The organism is Micromonospora sp. NPDC000207 (assembly GCF_040300925.1).
In the GTDB taxonomy this organism is placed as follows: domain Bacteria; phylum Actinomycetota; class Actinomycetes; order Mycobacteriales; family Micromonosporaceae; genus Micromonospora.
In genome coordinates this window covers 1-1128 of record NZ_JBEPEQ010000244.1, presented here as the reverse complement: position 1 = coordinate 1128, position 1128 = coordinate 1, and the positions used below count along the sequence as shown (strand labels likewise).

Here is a 1128-nt window from a genome sequence, read left to right as displayed (position 1 = left end):
CCCGACCGGCCGCTGACCCGACCGGCCGCTGACCCGACCGGCCGCTGACACGATCGGCCGCTGACACGACCGGCCGCTGACACGATCGGCCCCGGACACGACGGTGCCCCGGCGCGCCCGATCGCGCCGGGGCACCGCCCGGATGGGGTCCCTAGTTGCGGCGCAACATCTTCCAGGTGGCCGCCCCGCCGGTGGCCAGGGCGGCGAGGAACACCAGCCAGATCACCGTGGTGCTGACCCCGACCCCGGGGCCGGTGTTGGCACCGGCCTTGGCCAGGAGGGTGTCGTTGCCGGAGGCGGGCAGGACCGCCGGCGGAAGCTGCTCCCACCGGACCAGGTTGGTCCGTTCGAGCATCTCCATGTGGGCCAGGACGAACTTGTTGGCGTCGTCGGCGAGCTTGCGGACCGTGGCGTTGCGGGTGGCGGCGCGGACCGCCCCGATCACCGGGAAGATGGCGCCGTGGGCCACCCGGAGCCGGGTGACGAAGATCTGGTCGAACCGGGCTCCGCTGGCGTTCTGCATCTCCAGCAGCCAGCCCTTCTGCTCGGCGGTCGGCTCCGAGGGGATGGCGGCACCGAGTTTGTTCGCCGCCTCGACGGTGAGCCGGTCCAACTCCTCGTGCTGCTTGGCGATCTCGGCACCGATCTCCCGGACCACCGCCGACTGGCCCTTCTCGGCGGCCATCTGTCCGGCCGGCATCTCCCACAGGCCGGCGAGTCGAACCCCCGCCAAGAGCGCCTGGTCGGCCGCGTTCAGCGACTGCGGGGGTGCCGGCACGGCGGTGGCCGCCCCGGGCAGCACACCGATCCCCGCCACGATCGCGATGATGAGCACCGTCAGCCGGTGGGTCGTACGCCCTGCCCGACGGTGTGCGGTCTTCAGCGGTGCCATCTCTGCGGTGCCTCCTCGTCCGGGCCGAAACGCGGGTGGGCGGGCGCCGTAAGGCCTGCCGGCCGCCCGTCCGTGCAGTGGTACGCACCGAGCGGCCGATCAGTTCAGCGTTCCGGCAGGTCGATGGTGGACATCGGCGACGCCCGCCGGTCGACCGGCCGCCGGGAGGGGCCGGGCCGTCGGCGACGCGGGACCGTCCACCGGCCGCCGGGAGGGGCCGGGACGTCGGCGACGCG

1 protein-coding gene is annotated in these 1128 nt (G+C 73.9%); it reads right to left on the bottom strand.

Going from position 1 to position 1128, the window contains the following annotated elements; genetic code table 11:
* Positions 1–151 precede the first annotated feature (151 nt).
* Positions 152–892: a DUF4142 domain-containing protein gene (locus ABT336_RS27455; protein ID WP_350900510.1), complete on the bottom strand. Its 741-nt coding sequence runs from the start codon at positions 890–892 to the stop codon at positions 152–154.
* Positions 893–1128: the final 236 nt, after the last annotated feature.